Origin of the sequence: Brasilonema octagenarum UFV-OR1, assembly GCF_963888615.1 — a bacterium.
Lineage (GTDB): Bacteria > Cyanobacteriota > Cyanobacteriia > Cyanobacteriales > Nostocaceae > Brasilonema > Brasilonema sennae.
Genome location: NZ_CAWPKW010000169.1, coordinates 1 through 6948, shown reverse-complemented (window position 1 = coordinate 6948; position 6948 = coordinate 1). Strand labels below are relative to the sequence as shown.

Here is a 6948-nt window from a genome sequence, read left to right as displayed (position 1 = left end):
TGCTTATTTACGGGCTGAATACCGTGATTCAGCATGTAACGAATCGCACAAGTACTAATTGAGTATCTTCTGCATCAAAGAGTTTGCCATGTTCACTGGGAAAAATCACTTGTCCATATCGACGAAAATTTTCCGGCGTTACCCATTGAGCCCGCAATTGTTGCACCGTCTTTGATATCGTCATATTGCATTCTTTTGCATCTGCCACTATTTTAACTCTGTTCCCTCTCCGGTTAAGAAAGGGCAAGGGAAAGGTTTGTGAAAGTGGCTTATTCCAATCTCAGCAGTTTCTCAGGAATGAGTGACTTAGGAATGATAGAAGCTTGTTTGTCAAAATCTGAAGGTTGTGTATACCACCAAGCCCATGCAATGAAAACAGCCTGAAAAGGAAGTCTTATCGCTTGCAACCAAGGTGAATTGGGTATATTGTCAATGGGAATGTGATTAACCGCCATGTTGATATTTGCCGGATAAACAGCAATAAAAAGAGCAATAAGTCCCCAAGCAGTCGCTTGACTGACAGGCGGAACTAATAACCCGATACCACCCAATATTTCATAAAAGCCACTCAGATAAACAAGTCCCAGAGGATAGGGTAGTTGCGGCGGCACAATTCTGACATATTGATCCCCAGAGGTAAAGTGCGTTACCCCAACTACAATCATAGATATAGCAAGAATGACACGAAGAAGTTCTTTAAGATTATTTTTCTTCATCTGTTTGCGTGGTTGCGTTCATACCTTCAGTTTGTTTAGCATATATCACTCCGTCGTCAGTCATGGGTGGGAATTAGGGAGTAGAAAAATCAAGGGACAAACAAGGGGACAATGAACCAATACTTTAGAAGATCGAACCGTTCCCACCTTCCTTGCGGATACAGTTATTCCTACTTGTGATCATTCCTTGGAAATGGACGCGGCTTTCATTATGGCATTTTTGTAAAGTAATGTAACATTTTATCATAAATTACCCGTTGGTTTTCGTAACAGTTCAGAAGACAGTGCCCAGTTGGACTAGAGTTTGTCAAATCACTCTACTAAAAAGAAGATTCTCATAATTTTCTGAACTTTACAATTAGTCAAGGTATTGTTACATTATTTTACATGGCAGCAAAACCTATGTGAAGACAGTTTTCACGAATACACACAGCTACGTCATTAATGACTAGAGTTGGCAGTACTGTCAACTTTCGTTAACTTAGTGCTTGTAAGAAAACTCACAGGCTAGCTTCACGCTTCGGGTAAAGCAGTTGCGTGACTGTCGGATAACCCTAGCTGAGCACTACCTGACCACAACACAGAAAAATTCAATGTTCACAAGCGCCAAGATTGGAGTTGCGCTCTAGAACACAGCTTAATTTATGTAAAATTTAAGATTTTCTTTAGATTTTAGTTTTAAGATTGTTTTTAGATTCTTGATAACACTAATGTGTTTGACTAAGAACGAGTCTTTACAAAGGAGGTTTATCCGATGGACTCTTCAACGTTACGTCATCTATGGTCTGTGATTGAAGAAACCCAGACCAGTACTCTTCTAAACTTCAGTGATGCGCAACTAGTCAAGCACTTAATTAGACTGCTTGAAAATAGAAAACTACTTAACGACGAAGAAATCAGTACTGTGAGTGCTTATATTCGTTCCAGAGTCCCACTCATCCGTGACCTCGCTTTTGCGCGTTCGGCAAAGATAAATGGGCAATGGGTTATGAGTATAGCTGGCTGAAAACCTCTTATGTTAGGTCAAAGTCCTTCGCAGTCGCTGTTCTAAAGAAATCAAATCTACCCCAAGACTTTGCAATACCCGAATTGCGACTCCCCCTCCTTCATGGAGAATGCCTAATAGCAAATGCTCAGTACCAACGTAGTTAACATTAAGATATCGGGCATCCTCTACCGCTAGTTCCAAGACCTGTTTGGCTCTGGGAGTGAAGGGAATATCTATAGCTGTATCACCTTTTCCTCTGCCGATAATTTTTTCGACTTCAATCTGTGCATTTTCCAAATTCACCCCCACAGAATTAAGAAACTGCCAGCCTATACCACTCCCTTCACCAAGAAGTCCCAGTAAGATTTGTTCTGTCCCAACAAAATTATGTCCCAAACGGCGCGATTCACCCTGAGCCAAATTAATCGCGTTAATTGCTTTTTGGGTGAACCTTTCAAAACCTTTGAGATGAAATCTGTCAGAAAAAGACCCTGACAGTTTGTGAAAAATAGACTCGAAAAATTTTTCAAACATAAACCCCTCCTCAATAGGTGTCTTGTTAGCGGGTTCAAGGGTGTGTTCGTTGGAGACGCGATCCCCTTCGCGTCTACTTCTATCCGTCGTTAAAAAAGCAAGCAAATCCTCCATCGTCTTAGCATTCGCTGAGTACCACAGAAATTGCTTATCTTTGCGGCTTTTTACTAACTCTTCGTTCCGCAGCTTTTCCAAATGATGCGACAGGGTTGAGTTCGGGATTTTGAGCTTTTCCTGAATCTCACCCACTGTCATCCCTTCTGGATAAGCAGCAAACAGCAGCCGCATAATTTCAAGTCGTGGCTCCGATCCGAGTGCAGCAAACATATCTGCATATCGAGCCGTTTCTTGATTTTCCATATTTCTAGAATAACCGAAATAAGTAATATGTCAACACTAATATTTAGTCATGACTTGTGAGTCATGAGTTAGCAATTGTTTCTTTGTTCCTTACTCCTATGCTCTACCACTCCCAATCAAATACAGCAGCGCCATACGAACAGCAACACCACTGCTCACTTGAGCTTGAATGAGGCTAAATTCTGGATCATCCATTAACTCTGAGCTAATTTCGACACCACGGTTCACTGGACCAGGGTGCAAAACTTTTACATTAGGCTGGCACAGTTGTAGCCTTGAGTGTGTCATACCAAACATCTGGTGATATTCTCGCAAAGAAGGCAATAAATGAGCACTCATTCGTTCTTTTTGCAAGCGCAAAGTCATCACAAAATCTGCATCTTGCAAAGCTGGTTCTAACTCCCAGTGGAGAAACACTTTACCTGGTGTATTTTCACAATAATCTGCAAATAATTTTGGTAAGAGGGTGGGTGGTGCTGCTAAATGCACGTCAGCACCACTTGCTGTCAGACTCCAAATATTTGAGCGTGCTACCCGCGAATGGAGAATATCCCCAACAATAGCAATCTTTTTTTCTTTCAAAAGCTCCACTCGGGGTAGATCTGGATCAAGGAGACTACAAATAGTAAATAAGTCCAACAGACCTTGGGAAGGATGTTCGTGTTGACCATCACCAGCATTGAGGACGCTGACTTTTACACCGAGTCGATCCATCTCTTGGGCGATCGCATGAGGAACTCCCGCCTCTCGATGGCGAATCACCATTATATCAGTTCCCATTGCCAAATAAGTTTTTGCCGTGTCAAGAATAGTTTCTCCTTTTGTCATTGAAGAACTTCCTGAGGCAAAATTCAGTGTATCTGCCGATAGGCGCTTAGCAGCAAGTTCAAAACTACTGCGAGTGCGAGTGGATGCTTCAAAAAATAAATTCGCCACAACTTGTCCCTGCAAAGTTGGGACTTTCTTCGTCCGTCGAGATAGAACCTCTTGAAAACTAGCAGCCGTTTGCAAAACGGTATCGTACTCATCAGTGGTGAAGTCAGCAAGGGAAAGAATATGGTGACGACTCCAGGTGTTATTAGACATAAATAGCGAGGATATTTGGCTTAAAGACACGTCTACAGCGCACTCCAGGGTAAGTTTCGATGCACACTGATAGGGCCTTTGGAGGCTACTTGCGAGTTTACTTTATACTCATATTGTTTCAGTGGCGCTTATTATATCGCATTTTTAGAGTTTTTGGATTGACCGAAAAAATTTTAGATTTTAAATTTTAGATTTTAAATTGAGGAGCCAATACTGTTCGCGCAGCGTGGCACTTTGTGCCATAGTCCTTGTTTCCCGACAGAGGTACTTGGCGTTGATTTTCGGCTTGCCCTGAGCTTTGCCGAAGGGTACAAGCCCCGTCCTAGAAGGACGGAATTCATCCAAAATCGTAAATTTCAAAATCTAGGCTTCGTTTCGCTCCCCTCCAAGCAGAGCACTTTTAGCTTGGGCTGAGCGCAGCCGAAGCCGGTGGAGTTAATCCAAAATCTAAAATCCTAAATCCAAAATTGATTGACGTATGCACCAGGAATGATACCACCTGACATTTCTTAAAATAGATACCTGTTTGCTTAAATAACTCCTAGATTTTCAGTCATAAGCTAATGTAACGAATAGTGACAAAACTTACAACAGACGAAACAGGTCAGGAACTCTGTGCAGTCTTCTGGGTACATTATGAAAGAGTGTTCTCCAGACAAATGAGCCATGCTACTTGATGATCTACGGCTAAGTGAACCAGTAATAGAGGCAGCGATAGACTATAAACCACTGACTGTCACACCAGAAACATTGCTGATAGATGTCATTGCTTTAATGAACCAAAAGCGAATTCACAGTTGCTCGTTATCTGGTCTTAATTCACCGTTAAATGGATTAACCGTACATCCAACAAACTCTAGCTGTGTACTTATTATACAACAAACAAAAATATTGGGTATTTTTACAGAACGGGATATTGTACGGCTAACCGCAGATGAAGTTGACTTTAGAAACGTGACAATAGCGCAGGTGATGACACAACCAGTGATTACACTGGAGCAAGCGACTTTTCAGGATGTTTTTGCGGCTTTATTTTTATTTCGGCGGTATCGTATTCGCCATCTGCCTATAGTAGGACAAAAGGGCGAACTTATTGGTGTTATTTCCCACGAGAGTATTCGTAGGATTTTACGTCCTGTTCATCTCCTAAAGTTCATGCGTGTGGCAGATGTGATGACAACCCAAGTCATTTGTGCTTCTAGAAGTGCTTCGGTATTAACTTTAGCTCAGGTGATGGCAGAGTTTCAGATTAGCTGCGTCGTCATAACCGAGGATCAACCACCGTTAGATTTGGGACAATTTGTTCACATTCCCATCGGAATTGTCACTGAGGAGGATATTCTAGAATTTCAGGCAATGGAAGTGAACCTATCTGAAGTTCTAGCGCAAACTGTGATGAGTAAACAGCTATTTGTGCTCAATCCTGAGGATTCTTTATGGGCTGCTCTTGTGGAAATGCAACAGCAACAGACGCGAAGATTGGTGGTATCTTGGGACCGAGGAACAAAATTAGGGATTGTGACTCAAAGTAGCTTACTGCGAGTCCTTGATCCCGTACAAATGTATGGAGTGATCGAAACTTTGCAGCAGACACTTAAGTAGCGTCTATGCTTTTCCTTGGCTTTTTGACGCGCTAGTACTCGTTTTTCTTCTTTTTCTTCTTCCCTCACCGCAATAGACGTTTCCTTTCAGGCGTTGTTTGAGATTTTCAAACTCTAGTTTGAGCACTTGGTGTGCTTTTGTGGAGATACCTCTTCGCCAATATAATTTTTTGTACACAAAAATCGTTTCAGCTGATATATTTTTTAATTAGCCCTCTTCAGGTTTGCTTCTACCAAAACTGACAGCAGAATTTTCATCTGCTGAGCATGTGAACAAATCTTTGCGAGGACAGTATTGATGGAATCAAACAACGCGACATTCGAGCAGCAAGTTTTTGAACTAACTAACCAAGAACGAGCTAAGAATAATCTTCCACCTCTGAAAGCGAATGCTGAACTCAACTATACTGCTGACAAATATGCTCAACAGATGTCAGAACGTGGTGTTTTGAGTCATACAGCACCAGATGGCTCTCAACCGTGGGATCGAGCGAAGGTTGTTGGGTATTCAGCTCAAATGATGGCAGAGAACATAGCCGCAGGGCAAAGAACACCTCAACAGGTTGTTCAAGATTGGATGAACAGTCCTGGACACCGAGCTAATATCCTCAAGCCCGAATATACTGAGATTGGCACTGGTTTTTATAACAACTATTGGGTTCAGGACTTTGGTAGTGGTGATACAAATCCCATGAGCTACATACCAGGCTCTACATCTAACTCAACGATCGCATCTACCTCAACCCCTACCCCGCAATCTGCCTCCATGCCTACAGCTACATTGGACAGTGTTTTTCCTTCCAACTCTGTTCTAGCTTCTGTTCCAGCATCCACCCCTGTTGCTGAACCTATAGTTGAAGCTGCTTCTAAGACTGATACAGGATCTAGTAGCGGCAAAGTCATAAACAACCAAGTGAATGACTCGCTACTCTTGGGTGGTTTGAGCAACAATACGCCCGACTACACTCCTGGACATGATAATTTTAAGCTTGGTCAGGTTGAAAACTTTGATTGGATTGGCAATCTTCAATTTAGTCAAGGAATACCTACAATGGAAAATAGTAGAATCTTTGAGATATTACCAGGCTCTCAAATAGATAACAATATCCCAACTGGGGATAGGAATTTGAACACTTTAATTGCACAAGGACAAAACACTTTCTCCTAGAGATTGTGTAAGTTACACTCCTACACTGTATTGGAGGGTGAGTGTAGGAGTGTAAATAATTCGTTAGCAATGCAAAGTTGATAAAATTGCTCATCGGTTAAACCTACAGCTGGAGGTACGTTTAAGGTGAGGGGTTCTATCATGATTATTTACGGAAGGGGTTCATTCTATTATCGGACAAAGACTGAAGCCAAAAAGGAAAAAGATCACAAACAGTAAGTCTGTTGAGTCCAAGGATCACGTTAGCAAAGAAGAATCAACGCCAACTGAGGCTGTAAGCACTGAAAGCAAAAAAAGCCAAATTGCTACTAACACTTAAAAAAGACAGAGGCATAACTCCAAGAAATTAAAGCATCACTGTGCTAAAAGCAAAGGTAAAAAGTCTACAACAAATGGTAGAAGCATCTGCCACAGAAATCATGTAAAACTAAAATCATACTACTCAGATCTTGCACCTTCCCCTGAGTACGCCTTGAACTAAAGTACCCTGCGGGA

Annotated in this window: 6 protein-coding genes and 3 pseudogenes; 3 read left to right on the top strand and 6 right to left on the bottom strand. The window is 41.8% G+C overall.

Annotated features, from left to right (window positions below; translation table 11 throughout):
• Positions 1-49: 49 nt before the first annotated feature.
• Together AC5590_RS11810 and AC5590_RS11805 are read right to left on the bottom strand one after the other, a co-directional pair.
• A pseudogene (locus tag AC5590_RS11810) lies at positions 50-184 on the bottom strand (ureidoglycolate lyase); the annotation flags it as partial.
• An 85-nt stretch (positions 185-269) separates the two neighbouring features.
• Positions 270-716, bottom strand: a complete 447-nt coding sequence (locus AC5590_RS11805; RefSeq protein WP_169268706.1) for a DoxX family protein — start codon at positions 714-716, stop codon at positions 270-272.
• A gap of 754 nt (positions 717-1470) precedes the next feature.
• On the opposite strand from AC5590_RS11805, the gene AC5590_RS11800 reads away from it, so the two are divergent.
• Complete coding sequence (locus tag AC5590_RS11800; protein WP_169268705.1) at positions 1471-1722, top strand: hypothetical protein; 252 nt, start codon at positions 1471-1473, stop codon at positions 1720-1722.
• Between the two features lie 18 nt (positions 1723-1740).
• Here AC5590_RS11800 and AC5590_RS11795 read toward each other — a convergent pair.
• From AC5590_RS11795 to AC5590_RS11780, 4 genes and pseudogenes are all read right to left on the bottom strand, one after another.
• Positions 1741-2202 (bottom strand): annotated as a pseudogene (locus AC5590_RS11795) (Clp protease N-terminal domain-containing protein); the annotation flags it as partial.
• 147 nt (positions 2203-2349) lie between these two features.
• Positions 2350-2565 (bottom strand): annotated as a pseudogene (locus AC5590_RS11790) (ArsR/SmtB family transcription factor); the annotation flags it as partial.
• A 129-nt stretch (positions 2566-2694) separates the two neighbouring features.
• Positions 2695-3684, bottom strand: coding sequence for an aspartate carbamoyltransferase catalytic subunit (locus AC5590_RS11785; protein WP_169268703.1), 990 nt, complete (start codon positions 3682-3684; stop codon positions 2695-2697).
• Positions 3685-3864: 180 nt separating this feature from the next.
• Positions 3865-4044 (bottom strand): hypothetical protein, encoded by a 180-nt coding sequence (locus AC5590_RS11780; RefSeq protein ID WP_169268702.1) that lies wholly within the window; start codon positions 4042-4044, stop codon positions 3865-3867.
• A gap of 306 nt (positions 4045-4350) precedes the next feature.
• Between AC5590_RS11780 and AC5590_RS11775 the strand changes: the two genes are divergently transcribed.
• Positions 4351-5286: a CBS domain-containing protein gene (locus AC5590_RS11775; RefSeq protein WP_169268701.1), complete on the top strand. Its 936-nt coding sequence runs from the start codon at positions 4351-4353 to the stop codon at positions 5284-5286.
• Between the two features lie 297 nt (positions 5287-5583).
• Positions 5584-6453: a CAP domain-containing protein gene (locus AC5590_RS11770; protein WP_169268700.1), complete on the top strand. Its 870-nt coding sequence runs from the start codon at positions 5584-5586 to the stop codon at positions 6451-6453.
• Positions 6454-6948 lie beyond the last annotated feature (495 nt).

Bases quoted from the DNA above. Each gene is read 5' to 3' on its own strand.
- AC5590_RS11805 (WP_169268706.1), bottom strand. From the start codon at position 716: ATGAAGAAAAATAATCTTAAAGAACTTCTTCGTGTCATTCTTGCTATA.
- AC5590_RS11800 (WP_169268705.1), top strand. From the start codon at position 1,471: ATGGACTCTTCAACGTTACGTCATCTATGGTCTGTGATTGAAGAAACC.
- AC5590_RS11785 (WP_169268703.1), bottom strand. From the start codon at position 3,684: ATGTCTAATAACACCTGGAGTCGTCACCATATTCTTTCCCTTGCTGAC.
- AC5590_RS11775 (WP_169268701.1), top strand. From the start codon at position 4,351: ATGCTACTTGATGATCTACGGCTAAGTGAACCAGTAATAGAGGCAGCG.
- AC5590_RS11770 (WP_169268700.1), top strand. From the start codon at position 5,584: ATGGAATCAAACAACGCGACATTCGAGCAGCAAGTTTTTGAACTAACT.